Origin of the sequence: Variovorax sp. Varisp85 (assembly GCF_047304045.1) — a bacterium.
GTDB lineage: Bacteria > Pseudomonadota > Gammaproteobacteria > Burkholderiales > Burkholderiaceae_C > Variovorax.
The window spans coordinates 17,358-36,627 of record NZ_JBGLYN010000044.1 but is presented as its reverse complement, the minus strand read 5'-3'; the positions used below and the strand labels follow the sequence as shown (position 1 = coordinate 36,627).

The following is a 19,270-nucleotide window of genomic DNA, read 5'->3' as shown; positions in this document are numbered from 1 at the left end:
CCACCGCGCCGTTGCCATTTGCCAGTACCAGTGCTCCCGCGGAACCGGCTCCGCCGGGCCGCCGGGAGCGCCCCCTTGAGGGGGGATGCGAGCGACACGAAGTGCGCGAGAGTCGGGGGTGAGCCTATTTTGCCGTCGGCATCACGAACTCGGCGCCCTTGCCGATGCTCTCGGGCCAGCGCTGCATGATCGACTTCTGCTTGGTGTAGAAGCGCACGCCCTCTTCGCCATAGGCGTGCATGTCGCCGAACAGCGAGCGCTTCCAGCCGCCGAAGCCGTGCCAGGCCATCGGCACCGGGATCGGCACGTTGATGCCCACCATGCCCACCTGGATGCGGCGGCCGAACTCGCGCGCCACGTTGCCGTCGCGGGTGAAGCAGCTCACGCCGTTGCCGAACTCGTGCGCGTTGATCAGGTCGACCGCGTCCTTGAAGTTGGCCACGCGCACGCAGCCGAGCACCGGGCCGAAGATCTCTTCCTTGTAGATGCGCATCTCGGGGGTGACGTGGTCGAACAGCGTGCCGCCCATCCAGAAGCCATCGCCGCAGCCTGCGCCGGCCTTGTTGCCGTCGAACTCGCGGCCGTCGACCAGCAGCTTCGCGCCTTCCTTCTGGCCCAGATCGATGTAGCCGGTGATGCGCTCATGCGCGGCGCGCGTGACGATCGGGCCCATCTCGGCCGCGAGGTTCTCGCCATCGAGCACCTTCAGCGTCTTCGTGCGCTCGATCAGCTTGGGCAGCAGCTTGTCCGCCACGTCGCCCACCAGCACCGCCACCGAGATGGCCATGCAGCGCTCGCCGGCCGAGCCGTAGCCCGCGCCGATCAGCGCGTCCACCGCCTGGTCGATGTCGGCGTCGGGCATGACCACCATGTGGTTCTTCGCGCCGCCCAGGGCCTGCACGCGCTTGCCGTGGCGGGCGCCGGTCTCGTAGATGTAGTTGGCAATCGGCGTGGAGCCCACGAAGCTGATGGCCTTGACGTCGGGGTGCTCGAGCAGCGCATCCACCGCCGCCTTGTCGCCCTGCACGACGTTGAACACGCCGTCGGGCAGGCCGGCTTCCTTCAGCAGCTCGGCCATGCGCAGCGATGCGCTCGGGTCGGTCGGGCTGGGCTTGAGCACGAAGGTGTTGCCGGCGGCAATCGCCACCGGGAACATCCACATCGGCACCATCACCGGGAAGTTGAAGGGCGTGATGCCGGCGACCACGCCCAGCGGCTGGCGCAGCGTCCAGTTGTCGATGCCGGTGCTCACCTGGTCGGTGAAGTCGCCCTTGAGCAGCTGCGGAATGCCGCAGGCGAACTCGACGATGTCGATGCCGCGCGAGACCTCGCCCTGCGCGTCGGTAAACACCTTGCCGTGCTCGGCGGTGATGAGGTGGGCCAGCTCGTCCTTGTGCTCGTTGAGCAGTTGCAGGAACTTGAACATGACGCGCGCGCGGCGGATCGGTGGCGTGTCGGCCCAGGCCGGGAAGGCGGCCTGCGCGGCGGCCACGGCAGCCGAGACCTGCGCGGCGTCGGCCAGGCCGACCTTGCCGGTCACGGCGCCGGTGGCGGGGTTGGTCACGTCCTGGGTACGGCCGGAGGTGTTGGCGGCGGGCTTGCCGCCGATGAAATGATCGATGGAGGTGGGCATGGAGAAGGCTTTCGCTGACGCAGAAGAATGAGGGCGGGTGCGGCCAGTTTAGGCAGCACCTCGGCGCGCGCCTAGACGCGAAGCTTGAACTTATTGTTCATCCTGCTGAACAATGGATACATGAAACCCCAAAATATCGAAGCGCTCTGGACGCACCTGCACTGGCTCACGGTGCTGGCGCAGCAGGGCAGCTTCACGGCGGCGGCGCTGCGCCTGGGCGTGAGCAAGGCGGCCATGAGCCAGCGCATCGCCGAGCTGGAGCGCGCGGCCGGTGCGCCATTGGTGCAGCGCACCACGCGCAGCGTGCGGCTCACCGAGGCCGGCCAGCGGCTGGTGGAGGACATGCGCGGCCCCTTCGAGCAGATCGCCCACAGCTTCGCCGGCGTGCGCGACCTCGCGGGCGTGCCGCGCGGGCTGGTGCGGGTGACGGCGCCGGTGGCTTTCGCGCGCCAGCAGCTGGTGCCCCGGCTGGCTGACTTCCTGCGCGCGCAGCCGGAGGTGCGCATCGAGCTCGACCTGTCGGACCGGCTCAGCTCGCTCGCGATGGAAGGCTTCGATCTGGCCATCCGCCACACGGCCGCGCCGCCGGACACGCACGTGGCCTGGACGCTGTGCGAGACCCGCTCGGTGCTGGTGGCCAGCCGCGCCTACCTGCGCCGCCGCGGCACGCCGCGCGAGCCGCAGGCGCTGGCCGGCCACGACTGCCTGCACTACCCGCGCGCGCAGGAAACGCCGACCTGGCATTTCGAGGCCCGCGCGCCGCAGAAGGGCAAGGCCGCGGCGCCGCGCATCACGGTGCCGGTCTCGGGCCCGCTGGTGGCCAACAACAGCGAGGCGCTGCGCGACGCCGCCCTCGGCGGCCTGGGCATCGCGCTGGTGCCGGACTTCAGCGCCCAATCGGCGCTGCAGTCGGGCAAGCTGCAGCAGGTGCTGCCGCAATGGCGTTCGGTGGGCGCGTTCGGCGAGCGGCTGTATGCCATCCGGCCCTATGCCACGCACGTGCCGCAGGCAGTGACGGCCTTCGTGGCGTGGCTGCGCGAGGCGCTGGCGGCGGGCTTCGCGGCATGAGCGGGCCGCGGCCGGGCCGGAGGCCGTCGCGAATCGTGAAAAAGGAAACCGAAAAACGGCGTCGCGCCCTACGCAAACGAGGGGTCTGCGACACATGGCGCACGGATGCACCCGGTTACGATGCGCGCATCCAGCCCTGCACCTGTTAACTTTCCCTCTCATCCGCCCTATGTCCCCTGCCACATCGCCTGCCGACGCTCCCGCCGCCGACGGCGCGCGGCCCCGCGTCGGGCGGCGGGAGCAGGACGGCCGCCAATGGACGGTGGCCAGCGGCTGCTGGACCACGCTGGCAATGTCGTCCAAGCCGGCCTGGCAGGCACTGGCGAAAGACCTGGCAGCCGCCCCGACCGCGGACGACCGCGCCTGGGACCTGCGCCCCATCGAACAGCTCGACCACATCGGCGCGCAGCTGCTGTGGGAGCACTGGCACCACCAATGGCCCGCGACGCTCGAGATGTCGCCGCAGCACAAGGCGGTGCTCGACCAGGTGGCGCAGTACACCGTGCCGACGCCGGCCGAACCCGGGCCTTCGCTGAACGACCGCGTCCGCGCGTTCACGCACCTCGGGCCGCGCGCGATGTTCGTCATGCGCGACCTGACGGAACTCATTGGCCAGCTCGCGCTCGACATCGGCAAGCTGATCCGCGCGCCGCACCGCGGGCCGTGGCGCGATTTCTCGGGGCACCTCTACCAGTTCGGCGCCACGGCGCTGCACATCACGGCGCTGGTCGGGCTGCTGATCGGCGTGGTGCTGGCCTACCTGATCTCGCAGCAGCTGCGCCAATATGGCGCAGAGACTTTCGTGGTGAACATCCTCGGGCTGTCGCTGGTGCGCGAGCTCGGGCCGGTGCTGGCGGCCGTGCTGATCGCCGGGCGCTCGGGTTCGGCCATCACGGCGCAGATCGGCGTGATGCGCGTGACGGAAGAGCTCGACGCGATGCGCGTGATGGGCATTCCGCACGGCTTTCGCCTCGTGATGCCGCGCGTGCTGGCGCTGGCCATCGCCATGCCGCTGATCAGCCTGTGGACCTCGATGGCCGCGCTGGCAGGCGGCATGCTGGCGGCCGACGCGGCGCTGGACATCTCGCCGGCCTACTTTCTCTCGGCGTTGCCGCGCGCGGTGCCGATCTCGAACCTCTGGCTGGCCACGGCCAAGTCGGCGGTGTTCGGCATCCTGATCGCGCTGATCGGCTGCTACTTCGGCATGAAGGTCAAGCCCAACACCGAAAGCCTCGGGCGCGGCACCACTTCGTCGGTGGTCACCTCGATCACCGCGGTGATCCTGGTCGACGCGTTGTTCGCCGTGCTCTTCAAGGGCATCGGCTTCCGTGCATGAGGGCGTGAAACCATGAGCATGCCCGTGCGCCCCGACACCGACACCACCGTGGTGGACATCCGTGGCCTGTGGACGGCGTTCCAGAGCGCCGATGGCGAACAGGTGGTGCACCGCGACCTGCAGCTGCACATCGACCGCGGCGAGGTGCTCTCGCTGGTCGGCGGCTCGGGCACGGGCAAGACGGTGCTGCTGCGCCAGATCCTCGGGCTCGAAAAACCCACGCGCGGCCATGTCGAGGTGCTGGGCCAGGAGCCCGGCGAGCTCAGCGCCTCGGGCGCGGCCAACGTGGGCATGCTGTTCCAGCACGGCGCGCTGTTCTCGGCCTTCAGCGTGCTGGAGAACATCGCCTTTCCGCTGCGCGAGCTGAAGCTGCTGCCCGACGAGCTGATCCGCCACGCGGCGCTGGTGAAGCTGCAGATGGTGGGCCTGGGTCCGCAGCATGCGAACAAGAGCCCGGCGGACCTGTCGGGCGGCATGATCAAGCGCGTGGCGCTGGCGCGCGCGCTCATCATGGACCCGCCGCTGCTGCTGCTCGACGAGCCCACGGCCGGCCTCGACCCCGAGGCCTCCGACAGCTTCTGCGACCTGCTGCGCGGCCTGCACCGCGAGCTGGGCCTCACGGTGGTGATGGTCACGCACGATCTGGACACGCTGTTCGACCTGAGCACCCGCATCGCGGTGCTGGCCGACCAGAAGGTGATCGTCACCGGCACGGCGCGCGAGGTCATCGCGTATCCGCACCCCTTCATCCACGAATACTTTCTCGGCGGGCGCGGCCAGCGCGCCCTGGAGGCGCTGCACGACAAGCCCGCCGATGCACCATCGCAGCCCGCCAGCGCGGGCGAACGCTGAAAGGCAGACACACCATGGAAAACAAGGCCCACGCCCTCGCCGCCGGCGCCTTCGTGCTCGGCCTGATCGCCGCGCTCGTCGCGCTGGTGATCTGGTTCACGCGCGACAACACCGTGCGCAACATCTACGAGCTCTCCACGCGCGACGCCGTGAGCGGCCTGCAGCCGCAGGCGACGGTGCGCTACCGCGGCATCGCGGTGGGCAAGGTGACGTCGATCGACTTCGACCCCAAGGTCAAGGGCAATGTGCGCGTGCGCATCTCGGTCGACGAGCGGGTGCCGCTCACCACCTCCAGCTTCGCCACGCTGAGCTACCAGGGCGTGACCGGCCTGGCCTTCATCGCGCTGGACGACAAGGGCGAGTCGAACGTGGCGCTGAAGCCGGACGACGACAACCCGCCGCGCATCCCGCTCAAGCCGTCGATACTGGCGCAGCTGCAGGACCGCGGCGAAGCCATCATCAACCAGGTCGAGGAAGTGACGAAGCGCGCCAACACGCTGCTGAGCGACCCCAACCAGAAGCGTGCGGCCGACGCGCTGGAGAGCATCGCGGCCGCCTCGGCCAGCGCCAACACGCTGCTGAAGACGCTGGACAACACGGTGAAGACCGGCCTGAACCCTGCGCTGACCAAGTTGCCGGACACGATGGCCTCGGTGAAGAAGGCGGCCGGCGACGTCTCGCGCGTGGCCAACAACTTCAACACCACCGTGGGCCGGCTGAACGCACCCGAAGGCCCCGTCGAACGGCTGAGCGAGGGCACCAAGGCGCTGGCGCAGGCGGTCGATTCGTTCAACGCGGCCACACTGCCGCGCGTGAACCGCGTAGCCGACGACACCTCGCACGCCGTGCGCCGGCTGGGCCGCGCGGCGGACAGCATCAACGACAACCCGCAATCGCTACTGTTCGGCAACGGCGGTGCGGCCGCGGGTCCGGGCGAACCGGGTTTCAGCGCGCCGGCCGCGACACGGCCCTGATTGAGGGAGGACCATCGACCATGAACGCCATTCGCTCCTTGATGAACCCGGCTGCCGCCGTCCTGGGCTGCGTGCTGCTGGCCGCCGGCTGCGGCGCGCTGCCCGACAAGCCCACGCGCGCCACGCTCTACGACTTTGGCCCCGGCCTGGCGGCGCCTGCCGCGGCCGCGCCCTCCTCCGCCGCCCCTCTCCCCACGCTGGCGCTGGCCGAGTTCGACAGCAACACGCGCCTGGATGGCACGCAGATCCTCTACCGGCTGGGCTACGCCGACGCCAACGAGCTGCGCCCCTACGGCCAGTCGCGCTGGAGCCTGCCGCCGGCGCAACTGCTGCGCCAGCGGCTCAGCGACACGCTGGCCGAACGCCGCACCGTGCTCGGCCCGGCAGAAAGCGCCACCATCTCGCGCAGCAAGGGCGAGGTGCCAGACATGCTGCGCATCTCGCTCGACGAATTCAGCCAGTACTTCGACTCGGCAAGCGCCAGCGTCGGCCTGGTGCGCCTGCGCGCCACGCTGGTCCGCAGCACGGCCGGCGGCGACCGCGTGCTGGGCCAGCGCGTGTTCACCGTGCGCCGCCCCGCGCCCAGCGCCGACGCGCCCGGCGGCGTGAAGGCACTGATTGCAGCCAGCGATGCCGCGGTGGCCGAGGTGGTGCAGTGGGTGGGGCAGCTGCAGCAGCAATCGCCGCAGGCGCCCCGGTAGTCACAACCTGATGGACGGAGGATCGATCCCATGAACGCGACACGCATCGTCGGCATCCTGCTGATCGTGGGCGGCATTGCCGTCCTGGGCCTCGGCAGCTTCAGCTTCACCAAGGAAACTCATCAGGCCAAGCTGGGCCCGCTGGAGCTCTCGATGAAGGAGAAGCAGACCGTCAACCTCCCGGCCTGGGCCGGCGTGGCCGCCATCGTGGTGGGCGGCGCGCTGGTGCTGCTGGGCGGCAGGAAGGGCTGAACCTTCAGCCCGGGGTGGCCGGCGCGGGGGTGGCGCCCAGCCGCTGCGACACCGTGCCCGCGCAAGCCTTGAGCGCACGGGAAATCTCGCCATCCCACGCGGTATCGAAGATGCCCGCCGGGCCGATGGCGGTCAGGGCCAGCACGATGGCACCGGTGTGGTCGAAGACGGGCGCGGCCATGGCGCTGACACCCTGGATGACCTCGCCGTCGGAGCGGCTGATGCCGTGCGTGCGCACTTCCTGCAGCTGGCGCTCGAAATCGCTCCACGACGGCAGAGGCTGCACCGGCGGCATGCCGGCGGGCGGGTTCGGCTCTGCCCCCTTGCGCTGGCCCCGGCGCTGGCGCTCTTCCTCGAGCAGCTGGCGCACCGCGTCGGCATCGAGGTAGGCGGCGAACACCCGGCCCGAAGCCGTGTTGGTCAGCGAGAACACCGTGCCGTGCCGCATGTTCACGTGCACCGGCGACGGCGACTCGGCCGTGCGCACGATGGTCGCGCCGCGCGCGCCCCACACGGCCAGCGCCACGGTGTGGCCGGTCTGCTGCGCGAGCTGGCCGATCAGCGGGGTGGCGATGTGCACCGGGTCGGCCTGCTGCAGGCTGATGAGGCCCAGTTGCAAGGCGAGCGGGCCAAGCAGATAGTGGCCGCTGGCGCGGTCCTGCTCGATCAGGCCCAGGCGCCCGAAGCTGACCATGTACGGATGCGCCTTGGCGGCCGTCATGTCGGCCTCGCGCGCAAGGTCCTTCAGCGCCATGGGCCGGCCGTGGTGCACCAGCGCGCGCAGCAGCTGGCCGCCGACTTCGATGCTCTGGATGCCGCGCTGGGCGCGGTCGGTGTCATTGGCTGCCATGGCCGGCCTCGCCTTCTGGTCGTTCGTTCATGAAGAAGGGATTAGACATTAACTGATCCGCGGTTTACACTGCGGAAATTCGTTAACCGCGAATTCGTTTGCTTTAAACGAATCAAAGACCCACCCACCGACGGAGACACCCGATGAGCCAAGCCAAGAAATTCGCCAGCCAGGCCGACATGGAAGAGAAAAAGGTCACCTTCAGCCAGATCTCGGAACATGCCTGGGCCTACACCGCCGAGGGCGACCCGAACACCGGCATCGTCATCGGCGACGACTGCGTGCTGGTGGCCGACACCCAGGCCACGCCCGCCATGGCGGCCGACGTGGTGCGCCGCATCCGCGAAGTGACCGACAAGCCCATCAGGTACGTGGTGCTCACGCACTATCACGCGGTGCGCGTGCTGGGCGCAGCGGGTTACGGTGCCGAGCACATCCTGGCCAGCCAGGACACGCGCGACCTGATCGTGGAGCGCGGCGAGGAAGACAAGGCCAGCGAGATCGGCCGCTTCCCGCGCCTGTTCCAGAACGTCGAGACCGTGCCGCCGGGCCTGACCTGGCCCACCATGACCTTCACCGGCAAGATGACGCTGTGGCTCGGCAAGCTCGAAGTGCAACTGATCCAGCTGGGCCGCGGCCACACCAAGGGCGACACCGTCGTCTGGCTGCCGCAGGAGCGCACGCTGCTGTCGGGCGACCTGGTCGAGTTCGGCGCCACCCCGTACGCCGGCGACGCCTATTTCAAGGACTGGCCGCAGACGCTGGACAACATCGCCGCGCTCAAGCCCGTGGCGCTGGTGCCGGGCCGCGGCGCCGCGCTGACCACGCCGGCCGAGGTGGCCGAGGGCCTGACGGGCACGCGCAACTTCATCTCCGACGTGTACGCCAGCGTGCAGGAGGGCGTGAAGGCCGGGCGCGACCTGAACACGGTCTACAAGGACACGTACGCAAAGCTCAAGCCCAAATACAGCCAGTGGGTGATCTTCGACCACTGCATGCCGTTCGACGTGAGCCGGGCGTACGACGAAGCCTCGGGCCATGCAGACCCGCGCGTGTGGACGGCGCAGCGCGACATTGACATGTGGAAGGCCCTCGAAGGCTGATCCCGCATTGCTCCCTCCCCCGCTGGGGGAGGGCTGGGGTGGGGGCAGGCAGAGCGCCAGTTTCGAGCGCCGTCGAGCCCCCATCCCGACCTTCCCCCAACGGGGGAAGGAGCAAGACAAAAGACACGGAGACAACACGTGATCGACTATCAAAGTCTGCGCTTCGACTACCGCCGCCACGCCGACCAGGACGCTGCCACACCCGCCCATCACCCCGTGGTGATCGTCGGCGCCGGCCCCGTCGGCCTCGCGCTCGCCGTCGACCTCGCGCTGCGGCAGGTGCCCGTGGTGCTGCTGGACAACGACAACACCCTGTCCAGCGGCTCGCGCGCCATCTGCTTCGCCAAGCGCACGCTCGAAGTGTTCGACCGCCTCGGCTGCGGCGACCGCATGGTCGACAAGGGCGTATCGTGGAACGTGGGGAAGGTGTTCTTCCACGACGAGCAGGTCTACCGCTTCGACCTGCTGCCCGAGCCCGGCCACGAGCGCCCGGCCTTCATCAACCTGCAGCAGTACTACATCGAAGGCTACCTCGTCGAACGCGCGGCCACGCTGCCGCTGATCGACCTGCGCTGGAACAACAAGGTCACCGGCATCGCGCAGCGCGGCGACGGCGCGGTGCTCACCGTGGAGACGCCCGAAGGCAGCTACCAACTGCAGGCCGGCTACGTCGCCGCCTGCGACGGCTCGCGCTCCAACCTGCGCCAGCTGCTGGGCCTGGAAGCCAAGGGCCGCGTGTTCCGCGACCGCTTCCTGATCGCCGACATCACGATGGACGCGCACCTGCCGACCGAGCGCCGCTTCTGGTTCGACCCGTCGTTCCATCCGGGCCAGAGCGTGCTGCTGCACAAGCAGGCCGACGGCATGTGGCGCATCGACTTCCAGCTCGGCTGGGACGCCGACCCGGTGGAAGAACGCAAGCCCGAGAACATCACGCCGCGCGTGCGCGCGCTGCTCGACAGCATCGGCTTCGAGGGTGTGCAGTTCCAGATCGGCTGGGCCAGCGTCTACACCTTTGCCTGCCAGCGCATGGAGCACTTCCGCCAAGGCCGCGTGCTGTTCGCGGGCGACTCGGCGCACGGCGTGTCGCCCTTCGGCGCACGCGGCGCCAATTCGGGCGTGCAGGATGCGGACAACCTGGGCTGGAAGCTCGCGGCCGTGGTGCAGGGCCACGCGCCCGACACGCTGCTCGACAGCTACGCCAGCGAGCGCGAATACGCGGCCGACGAGAACATCCGCAACTCCACCCGTGCCACCGACTTCATCACGCCCAAGAGCGAGGTGAGCCGCCTGTTCCGCGACGCGGTGCTGGAGCTGACGAAGCGCCACGCCTTTGCACGCACGCTGGTCAACAGCGGACGGCTGTCGGTGGCCACGGTGCTGCGCGATTCGCCTTTGAACACGGCCGATGCCGACACCTTCTCGGGCGCGATGGTGCCAGGCGCCGCGGCGGCCGACGCGCCGGTGGTGCATGCGGACGGCAGCACCGGCTGGCTGCTGCGCGAATGCCACGTCTCGCAATTCACCGCGCTGGTTTTCGGCGAGGGCGAGGCGGCCGAGCGCAGCCTGGGCGAGCTCAAGGCCAGCGACCTGCCGCTGCACGTGGTGCGCGTCGAGGACGGCGCCCGGGGCAGCGAACTCGCCGCGCAGCGCTACGACGCCCGGCCCGGCACCGTGTACCTGCTGCGGCCCGACCAGCATGTGTGCGCGCGCTGGCGCCAGCCCGCGGCGGCGGACATCCGCGCGGCCATCGACCGCGCACTCGCAAAGGCGTGAAGAACACCATGCAGCAACAACACCTGATCACCGCGCCGAACCTCGACGCCCCCGACGATTTCTACGAAGCGCTCATCGAGGCGCACCAGGGGCTCTCGACCGAGGAGAGCCACGCCTTCAACGCGCGCCTCGTACTCGTGCTGGCCAACCACGTCGGTTCGCTGGCCGTGCTGCGCGAAGCCTTCGACGCGGCCCGCGCGGGCTGAGCACCACCGCATTCCAACCTCATCGCGACTCCCGAAAGAGCAAGCACATGACCCAAGCAACCCGGTCCCCCGAACGGCGCTACCAGAGCGGCTTCGGCAACGAATATGCCTCCGAGGCCGTGCCCGGCGCGCTGCCGCAGGGCCGCAACAGCCCGCAGCGCGGCCCCTTCGACCTCTACACCGAGCTGATCTCGGGCACCGCCTTCACCGCGCCGCGCCACGAGAACCGTCGCACCTGGCTGTATCGCCGCCAGCCGTCGGTGGTGTCGGGCCGCTACCAGCCGTACGCGCAGCCGCTGTGGAGCACCGGCGCCGACCGCGAGGTCGCGCTGCCGCCGGAGCCGCTGCGCTGGCACCCGCAGCCGCTGGACGAAGCGGCGGCCAAGGCCGACTTCATCGACGGCATGCGCACCATCGCGGCCAATGGCGACGCCGAATCGCAGGTCGGCATCGGCTCGCTGATGTACCTCGCGGGCCGCTCGATGGAGCGCCGCGCCTTCGTCAACGCCGACGGCGAGATGCTGGTGGTGCCGCAGCAGGGCCGCCTCGTCATCACCACCGAACTCGGCGTGCTCGACGTGAAGCCCGGCGAGATCGCGCTGCTGCCGCGCGGCATGGCCTTCAAGGTGGCGTTGCCTGACGGCCTCTCGCGCGGCTACGTCTGCGAGAACTACGGCGCGCACTTCCGCCTGCCCGAACTCGGCCCGATCGGCTCGAACGGCCTGGCCAACGCGCGCGACTTCCAGGCGCCGGTGGCGGCCTTCGAGACCGAGGAAGGCGGCTACGAGATCGTCAAGAAGTTCGGCGGCCGCTTCTGGCAGGCGCCGATGAAGCAGTCGCCCTTCAACGTGGTCGCCTGGCACGGCAACCTCTCGCCGGTGAAGTACGACACGGCGCACTTCATGGTGATCGGCTCGATCAGCTTCGACCATCCCGATCCGTCGATCTTCACCGTGCTGACCTCGCCGAGCGACACGCCCGGCACCGCCAACTGCGACTTCGTGATCTTCCCGCCGCGCTGGATGGTGATGGAGAACACCTTCCGCCCGCCGTGGTTCCACCGCAACCTGATGAGCGAGTTCATGGGCCTGGTGCTGGGCGAGTACGACGCCAAGCCGGGCGGCTTCAAGCCCGGCGGCGCGAGCCTGCACAACTGCATGGTGCCGCACGGCCCCGACGAGGAAGCCTTCGACAAAGCCACGCACGCCGACCTCAAGCCGCACAAGCTCGACAACACGCTGGCCTTCATGTTCGAGAGCCGCTATCGCTTCGTGCCGACGAACTTCGCGCTGAAGAGCCCGGCGCTCGACACGGACTACGCCGATTGCTGGGCCGGCCTCAAGGACCAGTTCAAGGCATGACGAAGACACCGTTCACCCTCACGCGCCGCGCTGCGGCCGTGGCATTGCTGGCCGCGCCCCTGTTCGCGCAGGCCGCCGACTACCCCTCGAAGCCCATCCGCTTCATCGTGCCCTATACACCCGGCGGCACCACCGACCTGGTGGCACGCACCGTGGGCCAGAAGGTGTCGGAAAAACTGGGCCAGCCGGTGCTGATCGACAACCGCGGCGGCGCGGGCGGCAACATCGGCATGGACGCGGTGGCCAAGGCCCCGCCAGATGGCTACACCATTGGCTTCGGCGCGATCTCGACCAATGCGCTGAACCCGCACATCTACAAGTCGATGGCCTTCGATCCGCGCAAGGACTTCACCGCCATCAGCCTGCTGGGCACCTCGACCATCGTGCTCGAAGTGCCGGCGGCCTCGGCCGTGAAGTCGGTGCCCGAGCTGATCGCGGCCGCGAAGAAGAACCCCGGCCTGCCCTACGCCACCGCGGGCGCCGGCACCTCGATGAACCTGGCCGGCGTGATGTTCGCGCAGATGACCGGCACCGAGTTCGTGCACGTGGCCTACAAAGGCAGCGGCCCGGCCATCACCGACATGCTGGGCAACAACATCGGCGTGATGTTCGACAACCTGCCGGCCTCGCTGCCGCACATCCAGGCTGGCAAGCTGCGCGCGCTGGCGGTGGCGGGGCCGAGCCGCTCGCCCTCGCTGCCCGACGTGCCGACGATGGCCGAGGCGGGCCTGAAGGGCTACGCGCTGGAGCCGTGGTTCGGCGTGTACGGGCCGGCGAAGCTGCCGGCATCGGTCGTGAAGGCGCTGAACGAAGCCTTCGTCGAGGCGCTCGCGATGCCCGACGTGAAGGCCAAGCTGGCGCAGGCCGGCTTCTCGCCGCGCGGCTCGACGCCGCATGAGCTGGCGACGCTGACCGAGACCGAATACCAGCGCCTGGGTGACGTGGCCAAGAAGGCCGGCATGACCGCAGACTGATCAGACAGACAAACAGACATCGAGCAGAAAGACATCCATGACCGCACTGAACGCCACCCATGACCCGAAGCTGCGCAGCTGGGTCGCATCGGCCAACGAGGCCGGCTGCGACTTCCCGATCCAGAACCTGCCCTTCGGCCGCTTCCGCTTCGCCGGCAGCAATGAAGCCTTCCGCATCGGCGTCGCCATCGGCGACCAGGTGCTGGACCTGCGCGCGGCGGGCCTCGTCGACACCGACGACATGAACGCGCTGATGAACGCCAGCGTGAAGGACCGCCAAGCCCTGCGCGCAGCGATCTCCGCCGGCCTTGCGGAAGGCAGCGACAAGCAGGCCGCGTGGTCGAAGGCGCTGCTCGCGCAAGCCGAGGCCGAGATGACCGTGCCCTGCCGCATCGGCGACTACACCGACTTCTATACCGGCATCCATCACGCGACCACCATCGGCAAGCTGTTCCGTCCCGACCAGCCGCTGATGCCCAACTACAAGTGGGTGCCTATCGGGTATCACGGCCGCGCATCGTCCATCGGCGTGAGCGGCCAGGTCTTCAAGCGCCCGCAGGGCCAGACCAAGGCGCCCGACGCAGCCGAGCCGAGCTTCGGCCCGTCGAAGCGGCTGGACTACGAGCTGGAGCTGGGCTTCCTGGTGAGCCGCGGCAACGCCCAGGGCGAGCCCATCGCCATCGCCGATGCCGAGGAACACCTGTTCGGCGTGACACTGCTCAACGACTGGTCGGCACGCGACCTGCAGGCCTGGGAATACCAGCCGCTCGGCCCCTTCCTCTCGAAGAACTTCGCGAGCACGCTGTCGCCCTGGATCGTGACGATGGAGGCGCTGGCGCCCTTCCGCGCGAAATTCGAGCGTCCCGCCGGAGACCCGCAGCCGCTGCCGTACCTCGACTCGGCGTCGAACCGCGAGAGCGGCGCGCTCGACATCACGCTCGAAGTGCTGCTGCAGACCGCGAAGATGCACGCCGAGGGCGTCGCGCCCGTGCGCCTCACGCGCGGCAACACCACGGAGGCCGCCTACTGGACAGCCGCGCAGCTGGTCGCGCACCACACGGTGAACGGCTGCAACCTGCAACCGGGCGACCTGCTGGGATCGGGCACGCTGTCGGGCCCCAAGGCCGACGAAGCCGGCTCGCTGATCGAGCTGACGCTGGGCGGCAAGCAACCGATCACGCTGCCGAACGGCGAGAAGCGCACGTTCCTGGAGGACGGGGATACGCTGGTGATGCGTGGCTGGTGCGAACGTGACGGTGCGGTGCGCATCGGCCTGGGTGAAGTCACCGGCACCGTGGTCTGACGTCTTGTCCCCTCTCCCTCTGGGAGAGGGCCAGGGTGAGGGCAGCCGGCCTTGCAACATCGTGCGGGCTTCATTGCCGCTCACCCTCACCCCAACCCTCTCCCCAAGGGGAGAGGGAGCAGGAGATCAGGGCGCGGCTGCGGGAGTCGCCGCAGCGGCAGGCCATGCCACTTCGCTCGCCACGCGCGGCTTGCCCATCGGCGCGGCGGCCTTGCCGATCTTGATCGCGGCCATGTCGGCTTCGCTCGGGTATTGGTCCATCAACCAGTAGTCGAACACGCGGCGCGCAATGGGCGCCGCGGCGCCGGCGCCCCAACCCGCGTTTTCCACGATCACCGCGACCGCGATCTTCGGATCGTTCACCGGTGCGAAGGCCATGAACAGCGCATGGTCGCGCTGATGCTCTTCGAGTGCGCGCGCGTTGTACTTGGTGTTCTGCGCCTGCGTCACCGCCTGCGCCGTGCCTGTCTTGCCGGCCGCCTGGTAGCCCGCGCCCGCGAACACACCGCGCGCGGTGCCGCTGGTGACCACGCTGGTCAGGCCCTCACGGACCACCGCCACGTTGGCTGCCGCGAAGCCGAGGTTTTCCGCCGGGGGCTGGGGCAGCGGAACCACCTGCCCGCTCACCGTGTTGCGCGTGGCCAGCACGAGGTGCGGCTTGTGCTTCATGCCCCCGTCGGCCACGATGGACGTGGCCTGCGCGAGCTGCAGCATCGTGAAGGCGTTGTAGCCCTGGCCGATGCCCAGCGAGATGGTCTCTCCCGCGTACCATTTTTTCTGCTCGGGCCGCTTGTAGGTGTTGCGCTTCCACTCGGTGCTCGGCAGCACACCGCGCACTTCGCCGCCCAGGTCGATGCCGGTGATCTGGCCGAAGCCCAGCGGCTTCATGAAGTCGTGGATCAGGTCCACGCCCATCTCGTTGGCCAACGAGTAGTAGTAGATGTTGCTCGACAGCTGGATCGAGCGGCGCATGTCGACGCCCCCGATGTTGCCTTCAGGGCTGCCGAAGCGGTGGCCGCCGAAGTTGAAATAGCCCGGGTCGTTGATCACCACGCTGGGCCCGCGCTTGCCCGTCTGCAGCGCGGCGAGCGCCATGAAGGGCTTGTAGGTCGAGCCGGGCGGGTAGGTGCCGCGCAGCGCGCGGTTCAGCAGCGGCTTGTCGATGGACTCGGTCAGCGCCGCCCAGCTTTCGTTGTCGATGCCTTCGACGAACAGGTTCGGGTCGAAGGTGGGCTTGCTTACGAAGGCCAGCACCTCGCCGGTCTTGGGGTCGATGGCCACCAGCGCGCCGCGGCGGTCGCCGAACATGTCTTCCACCAGCTTCTGCAGCTTGATGTCGAGCGACAGCATCACCGTGTTGCCCGGCGTGGCGGGGTGGCTCGCGAGCCGGCGCACGGCGCGCCCACCGGCCGAGGTTTCCATTTGCTCCACGCCGGTCTGGCCGTGCAGCGTCTTCTCGTAGCTCTGCTCGATGCCGAGCTTGCCGATGTAGTCGGTGCCCTTGTAGTTGGCCTGGTCTTCCTCGTCCCAGTCTTCCATCGCGGTCTTCTCGCGCTGGTTGATGCGGCCGATGTAGCCGAGCACGTGCGAGGCCAGCTCCCCCTGCGGGTAGTTGCGGAACAGGCGCGCCTTGATCTCCACGCCCGGAAAGCGGTAGCGCTGCGCCGCGAAGCGCGCGACTTCCTCGTCGCTCAGGCGGGTGCGGATCGGAATGGAGTCGAAGCTGCGCGAATCCTCGCGCAGGCGCTTGAAGCGGCGGCGGTCGCGCGGCGAGACTTCGAGCACCTGCGTCAGGCTGTCGATGGTCTCCTCGACGTCGCCCACCTTCGAGGGCGTGATCTCCAGCGTGTAGGCCGAGTAGTTGGAGGCCAGCACGATGCCGTTGCGGTCGAGGATCAGCCCCCGGTTGGGCACCACCGGCACGATGGCCGTGCGGTTGCTCTCGGCCTGCTCGGCCAGGTCTTCGTGGCGCACGACCTGCAGGTACACCAGCCGCGCGCACAGCAGGCCGAAGGCAAACAGCACTGCAAGACCGATGACGATCACGCGGCGCTTGAAGCGCGCAAGGTCGGCGGCTACGTTGCGGATTTCGGTCATGGCGGAGGGAGCTTAGGCGCGCACAGGTGCGATGGCAAATGCGCCTCCCGAGCCGAACGGAAGCGGCGCGGATTCATCGCGAAACACCGCGGAACGGGCTTTGCCCGGCCGCTGGTGTTGCCCCCGGCGAGGGGGTTGGCGAAGCGACACGAAGTGCGCGAAGCCTGGGGGAGAGCTCATAGCGGACGGTTCTCGTCGGGTTCCGGGGTGCGGCGCTGTGGTGCGAGCAGCAAGGCGGTGACCAGTGGCCAGAGCGCAGCCTCGATGGCAGGCGAGACCAGCACCGTCCAGCCCGGGAACACGCCGCCGCCGACCATCCGCGTGATGACCTCGATCAGCTGCGACAGCGCGAACAGCGGCAGCACCTGCAGCGCCTGCGACGCCACCGGGTACCAGAGCAGGCGCCGGTGGATGGTGATCGCAAAGAAGCCCAGCGTCGTATAGGCCAGCGCGTGCTGGCCCAGCATCGAGGCCTGGTGCACGTCCATGCACAGCCCGAACACGAAGGCCGCGCCGACGCCCACGCGTGCGGGCTGGTGCACGCCCCAGAACACGATCACCAGCGCCAGCAGGTCGGGCATCCAGACGGCGCGGCCAATGGGAATCATGTTGACGAGCAGCGCCACGATGAGGCTCGACCACATGAAGACGGGGCTGACGGGCAGCAGGAGCTGCTGCTGGCCGGGACGCTTGATCATTGGCGCGCTCCCGGCTTCTTCTCGTTCTTGCCCGCGCCGGGCTTGCCTTCAGGCCGCTTGCGCTGCGTGGCCGCCGCGGGCGCGGGCGGCGGCGCCATCGGGGCACCGGTGGGTTCGAGCACCAGCACGTAGCGCGCGGCCGTCACGTGGGCCAGCGGCACGCAGTAGATGCGGGCGAAGGCGGAGTCGGCGCGGCGCTCGATGCGCTCGATCTTCGCCACCGGCAGGCCGGCCGGGTAGATGCCGTCGACGCCGCTGGTGGAGAGCAGGTCGCCCTCCTGCAGGTCGGCGTTGGCGGCCATGAAGCGCAGCTCCAGCCCGCCACCGTGGGCCGAGGCGTCGCCGAAGGCCACGCTGCGCACGCCGGTACGGGTGTTCTGCACGGGAATGGAAAGGTCGCGGTCGATCACCAGCGTGACCTCGCTCGTGAAGGGCAGCACCTGCGTGACCTGGCCGAGCACGCCGCGCGCGTCGATCACCGGCGAGCCGGGCGCCACGCCCTGGGTCATGCCCTGGTCGATGACGATCTTGCGGGTGTAGGGGTCGGCCGCGTCGTAGAGCACCTCCGCCGCGCGGCCCGGCGTCGTGGTGGTCTGGCGCAGTTCGAGCAGTTCGCGCAGGCGGGCGTTGTCCTGCGTCAGCGTGTCGGCCTGGGCGGCGCGTTCGGCCTGCATCATCAGCGCCTTGCGCGCGTCTTCCTCGTTGCGCTGGGCGGTCTGCAAGTCTTCGAGGTAGCGCCCGCCGCCGAGCACGGCCTGCACCGGCTTCATCGCCACCCATTGCACCGGGTAGAGCACCGCGCCGATACCTGCACGGATCGGCTGCACGATGCGGAAGCGTGAATCGGCCACCATGAGGAACAGGGCGAGCGCGCCGAAGAAGATCAGCTTGCTGAGTGCCGACTGCCCCTGGTTGAACAGGGGTGGCGCTGTGCGATCGAGCGTGCCCAGAGGCATGAATTCAGACCCGGCGGTGGTGCGGAATCAAATAACAAAAAGCCGGCCTGCGCAAGCAGAGGCCGGCCGATGATGGCTTTCGCGTTTTACTCGCTCGTGAAGATGCTGCCGAGACGGTCCATGCGTTCCAGCGCGATGCCGCAGCCGCGCACCACGCAGGTCAGCGGGTCTTCGGCCACCAGCACCGGCAGGCCGGTTTCCTCGGCCAGCAGGCGGTCGAGGTCGCGCAGCAGCGCGCCGCCGCCGGTCAGCATCATGCCGCGCTCGGCGATGTCGGCGCCCAGCTCGGGCGGCGTCTGTTCCAGCGCGTTCTTCACGGCCGAGACGATGTTGTTGAGCGGATCGGTCAGGGCTTCCAGCACTTCGTTGCTGCTGATGGTGAAGCTGCGTGGCACGCCTTCGGACAGGTTGCGGCCCTTGACTTCCATCTCCTTGACTTCGGAGCCCGGGAAGGCCGAGCCGATGTTCTTCTTGATGACTTCGGCCGTCGGCTCGCCGATCAGCATGCCGTAGTTGCGGCGGATGTAGTTGATGATGGCTTCGTCGAAGCGGTCGCCGCCCACGCGCACGGAGCCCTTGTAGACCATGCCGCCCAGGCTGATGACGCCCACCTCGGTGGTACCGCCGCCGATGTCCACCACCATCGAGCCCGAGGCTTCGCTGACGGGCAGGCCAGCGCCGATGGCTGCAGCCATGGGTTCCTCGATGAGGTAGACGGAGGTGGCGCCTGCCGCCTCGGCCGCGTCCTTGATGGCGCGGCGCTCGACCTGGGTGGAGCCGCAGGGCACGCAGATGATGATGCGCGGGCTCGGCGTGAGCAGCGTGCGCGGGTGCACCATCTTGATGAACTGCTTGATCATCTGCTCGGTGATCACGAAGTCGGCGATCACGCCGTCCTTCATCGGGCGGATCGCCTCGATGTTGCCGGGCACCTTGCCCAGCATGGCCTTGGCTTCGCGGCCGACGGCCTGGATCACCTTCTTGCCGTGGGGGCCGCCTTCGTGGCGGATCGCGACAACCGAGGGTTCGTCCAGCACGATGCCCTTGTTGCGAGCGAATATCAGGGTGTTGGCGGTGCCGAGGTCGATCGCAAGGTCGGTGGAAAAGTACCGACGAAAAGCTCCAAACAT

Annotated in this window: 18 protein-coding genes; 12 read left to right on the top strand and 6 right to left on the bottom strand. The window is 68.9% G+C overall.

What is annotated here, in order from left to right:
• Window positions 1-124 precede the first annotated feature (124 nt).
• Window positions 125-1,633 (bottom strand): CoA-acylating methylmalonate-semialdehyde dehydrogenase, encoded by a 1,509-nt coding sequence (locus tag ACCC97_RS18035; protein ID WP_007833493.1) that lies wholly within the window; start codon window positions 1,631-1,633, stop codon window positions 125-127.
• Window positions 1,634-1,753: 120 nt separating this feature from the next.
• Here ACCC97_RS18035 and ACCC97_RS18030 point away from each other — a divergent pair, with 120 nt between their 5' ends.
• The 6 genes from ACCC97_RS18030 to ACCC97_RS18005 all read left to right on the top strand — a co-directional run bounded on the left by ACCC97_RS18030 (window position 1,754) and on the right by ACCC97_RS18005 (window position 6,816).
• Window positions 1,754-2,701: a LysR family transcriptional regulator gene (locus tag ACCC97_RS18030; RefSeq protein ID WP_007833492.1), complete on the top strand. Its 948-nt coding sequence runs from the start codon at window positions 1,754-1,756 to the stop codon at window positions 2,699-2,701.
• Between the two features lie 169 nt (window positions 2,702-2,870).
• On the top strand, window positions 2,871-4,037 hold the full coding sequence (locus tag ACCC97_RS18025; protein ID WP_007833477.1) for an MlaE family ABC transporter permease: 1,167 nt from the start codon (window positions 2,871-2,873) through the stop codon (window positions 4,035-4,037).
• Window positions 4,038-4,049: 12 nt separating this feature from the next.
• On the top strand, window positions 4,050-4,889 hold the full coding sequence (locus ACCC97_RS18020; protein WP_007833475.1) for an ABC transporter ATP-binding protein: 840 nt from the start codon (window positions 4,050-4,052) through the stop codon (window positions 4,887-4,889).
• Window positions 4,890-4,903: 14 nt separating this feature from the next.
• The gene (locus ACCC97_RS18015) at window positions 4,904-5,863 is read left to right on the top strand and encodes an MlaD family protein (RefSeq protein WP_007833473.1); all 960 of its coding nucleotides are present in this window, start codon (window positions 4,904-4,906) and stop codon (window positions 5,861-5,863) included.
• Window positions 5,864-5,883: 20 nt separating this feature from the next.
• Entirely contained in the window at window positions 5,884-6,564 is a 681-nt protein-coding gene (locus tag ACCC97_RS18010; protein ID WP_413334189.1) for an ABC-type transport auxiliary lipoprotein family protein, read from the top strand.
• 30 nt (window positions 6,565-6,594) lie between these two features.
• Window positions 6,595-6,816 carry a hypothetical protein gene (locus ACCC97_RS18005; RefSeq protein WP_007833468.1) on the top strand — a complete coding sequence of 74 codons (222 nt, stop codon included), beginning with the start codon at window positions 6,595-6,597 and terminating at the stop codon, window positions 6,814-6,816.
• 4 nt (window positions 6,817-6,820) lie between these two features.
• Here the strand turns inward: ACCC97_RS18005 and ACCC97_RS18000 are convergent, their stop codons facing one another.
• Window positions 6,821-7,666 (bottom strand): IclR family transcriptional regulator, encoded by an 846-nt coding sequence (locus ACCC97_RS18000; protein ID WP_007833466.1) that lies wholly within the window; start codon window positions 7,664-7,666, stop codon window positions 6,821-6,823.
• 143 nt (window positions 7,667-7,809) lie between these two features.
• On the opposite strand from ACCC97_RS18000, the gene ACCC97_RS17995 reads away from it, so the two are divergent.
• The 6 genes from ACCC97_RS17995 to fahA all read left to right on the top strand — a co-directional run bounded on the left by ACCC97_RS17995 (window position 7,810) and on the right by fahA (window position 14,389).
• Window positions 7,810-8,769: an MBL fold metallo-hydrolase gene (locus tag ACCC97_RS17995; protein WP_413334186.1), complete on the top strand. Its 960-nt coding sequence runs from the start codon at window positions 7,810-7,812 to the stop codon at window positions 8,767-8,769.
• A gap of 138 nt (window positions 8,770-8,907) precedes the next feature.
• Entirely contained in the window at window positions 8,908-10,545 is a 1,638-nt protein-coding gene (locus tag ACCC97_RS17990; RefSeq protein WP_413334184.1) for an FAD-dependent oxidoreductase, read from the top strand.
• Window positions 10,546-10,553: 8 nt separating this feature from the next.
• Window positions 10,554-10,751: a DUF2783 domain-containing protein gene (locus tag ACCC97_RS17985; RefSeq protein ID WP_007833460.1), complete on the top strand. Its 198-nt coding sequence runs from the start codon at window positions 10,554-10,556 to the stop codon at window positions 10,749-10,751.
• A 47-nt stretch (window positions 10,752-10,798) separates the two neighbouring features.
• Window positions 10,799-12,112 carry a homogentisate 1,2-dioxygenase gene (hmgA, locus tag ACCC97_RS17980; RefSeq protein ID WP_413334182.1) on the top strand — a complete coding sequence of 438 codons (1,314 nt, stop codon included), beginning with the start codon at window positions 10,799-10,801 and terminating at the stop codon, window positions 12,110-12,112.
• Complete coding sequence (locus tag ACCC97_RS17975) at window positions 12,109-13,086, top strand: Bug family tripartite tricarboxylate transporter substrate binding protein (protein ID WP_413334180.1); 978 nt, start codon at window positions 12,109-12,111, stop codon at window positions 13,084-13,086. Before hmgA ends, ACCC97_RS17975 begins: the two co-directional genes overlap by 4 nt.
• A 37-nt stretch (window positions 13,087-13,123) precedes the next feature.
• Entirely contained in the window at window positions 13,124-14,389 is a 1,266-nt protein-coding gene (gene fahA / locus ACCC97_RS17970; protein ID WP_413334178.1) for a fumarylacetoacetase, read from the top strand.
• Between the two features lie 126 nt (window positions 14,390-14,515).
• Here the strand turns inward: fahA and mrdA are convergent, their stop codons facing one another.
• From mrdA to ACCC97_RS17950, 4 genes are all read right to left on the bottom strand, one after another.
• Entirely contained in the window at window positions 14,516-16,486 is a 1,971-nt protein-coding gene (gene mrdA, locus ACCC97_RS17965) for a penicillin-binding protein 2 (RefSeq protein ID WP_007833442.1), read from the bottom strand.
• Window positions 16,487-16,662: 176 nt separating this feature from the next.
• Window positions 16,663-17,184 carry a rod shape-determining protein MreD gene (gene mreD / locus ACCC97_RS17960; protein WP_007833440.1) on the bottom strand — a complete coding sequence of 174 codons (522 nt, stop codon included), beginning with the start codon at window positions 17,182-17,184 and terminating at the stop codon, window positions 16,663-16,665.
• A complete protein-coding gene (gene mreC, locus ACCC97_RS17955; RefSeq protein ID WP_007833437.1) occupies window positions 17,181-18,140 on the bottom strand; it encodes a rod shape-determining protein MreC in 960 nt (319 codons plus the stop codon). Before mreC ends, mreD begins: the two co-directional genes overlap by 4 nt.
• An 86-nt stretch (window positions 18,141-18,226) precedes the next feature.
• The gene (locus ACCC97_RS17950; RefSeq protein WP_007833435.1) at window positions 18,227-19,270 is read right to left on the bottom strand and encodes a rod shape-determining protein; all 1,044 of its coding nucleotides are present in this window, start codon (window positions 19,268-19,270) and stop codon (window positions 18,227-18,229) included.

Excerpts from the sequence above, each read along its gene's own strand:
- mreC (WP_007833437.1), bottom strand. The coding sequence starts at position 18,140 with ATGCCTCTGGGCACGCTCGATCGCACAGCGCCACCCCTGTTCAACCAG.
- ACCC97_RS18025 (WP_007833477.1), top strand. The coding sequence starts at position 2,871 with ATGTCCCCTGCCACATCGCCTGCCGACGCTCCCGCCGCCGACGGCGCG.
- mreD (WP_007833440.1), bottom strand. The coding sequence starts at position 17,184 with ATGATCAAGCGTCCCGGCCAGCAGCAGCTCCTGCTGCCCGTCAGCCCC.
- hmgA (WP_413334182.1), top strand. The coding sequence starts at position 10,799 with ATGACCCAAGCAACCCGGTCCCCCGAACGGCGCTACCAGAGCGGCTTC.
- ACCC97_RS18010 (WP_413334189.1), top strand. The coding sequence starts at position 5,884 with ATGAACGCCATTCGCTCCTTGATGAACCCGGCTGCCGCCGTCCTGGGC.
- ACCC97_RS18030 (WP_007833492.1), top strand. The coding sequence starts at position 1,754 with ATGAAACCCCAAAATATCGAAGCGCTCTGGACGCACCTGCACTGGCTC.
- ACCC97_RS17985 (WP_007833460.1), top strand. The coding sequence starts at position 10,554 with ATGCAGCAACAACACCTGATCACCGCGCCGAACCTCGACGCCCCCGAC.
- ACCC97_RS18015 (WP_007833473.1), top strand. The coding sequence starts at position 4,904 with ATGGAAAACAAGGCCCACGCCCTCGCCGCCGGCGCCTTCGTGCTCGGC.
- ACCC97_RS18000 (WP_007833466.1), bottom strand. The coding sequence starts at position 7,666 with ATGGCAGCCAATGACACCGACCGCGCCCAGCGCGGCATCCAGAGCATC.
- mrdA (WP_007833442.1), bottom strand. The coding sequence starts at position 16,486 with ATGACCGAAATCCGCAACGTAGCCGCCGACCTTGCGCGCTTCAAGCGC.
- ACCC97_RS17995 (WP_413334186.1), top strand. The coding sequence starts at position 7,810 with ATGAGCCAAGCCAAGAAATTCGCCAGCCAGGCCGACATGGAAGAGAAA.
- ACCC97_RS17975 (WP_413334180.1), top strand. The coding sequence starts at position 12,109 with ATGACGAAGACACCGTTCACCCTCACGCGCCGCGCTGCGGCCGTGGCA.
- ACCC97_RS18035 (WP_007833493.1), bottom strand. The coding sequence starts at position 1,633 with ATGCCCACCTCCATCGATCATTTCATCGGCGGCAAGCCCGCCGCCAAC.
- fahA (WP_413334178.1), top strand. The coding sequence starts at position 13,124 with ATGACCGCACTGAACGCCACCCATGACCCGAAGCTGCGCAGCTGGGTC.
- ACCC97_RS17950 (WP_007833435.1), bottom strand. The coding sequence starts at position 19,270 with ATGTTTGGAGCTTTTCGTCGGTACTTTTCCACCGACCTTGCGATCGAC.
- ACCC97_RS18020 (WP_007833475.1), top strand. The coding sequence starts at position 4,050 with ATGAGCATGCCCGTGCGCCCCGACACCGACACCACCGTGGTGGACATC.
- ACCC97_RS18005 (WP_007833468.1), top strand. The coding sequence starts at position 6,595 with ATGAACGCGACACGCATCGTCGGCATCCTGCTGATCGTGGGCGGCATT.